1 pseudogene is annotated in these 379 nt (G+C 42.0%); it reads right to left on the reverse strand.

Annotation, left to right across the window (positions count from 1 at the left end):
• A pseudogene (locus HMPREF2607_RS10455) lies at positions 1–379 on the reverse strand (MSCRAMM family adhesin SdrC); the annotation flags it as partial.

Below are 379 nucleotides of genomic sequence, written 5' to 3' on the forward strand. Positions count from 1 at the left end.
TCACAGTCTGCTTCAAACTCAGAATCAGCGTCAGTAAGTGAATCCATTTCAGAATCGCAGTCAGTGTCAACCTCAGAATCAGCGTCAGAGAGTGCGTCAGTTTCAGAATCACAGTCTGAATCAAACTCAGAATCAGCGTCAGAAAGTGCTTCTGTATCAGAATCACAATCTGTTTCAAACTCAGAGTCAGCGTCAGTAAGTGAATCAATCTCAGAATCACAATCGGTGTCTAATTCCGAATCTGCTTCAGAGAGTGCATCAGTGTCTGAATCACAATCTGTATCAAATTCAGAATCAGCCTCAGTAAGTGCGTCAGTTTCTGAATCACAGTACGCTTCAACTTCCGAATCAGCGTCAGTAAGTGAATCAATTTCAGAAT

The organism is Streptococcus sp. HMSC078H03 (assembly GCF_001808655.1).
GTDB classification, from domain to species: domain Bacteria; phylum Bacillota; class Bacilli; order Lactobacillales; family Streptococcaceae; genus Streptococcus; species Streptococcus salivarius_G.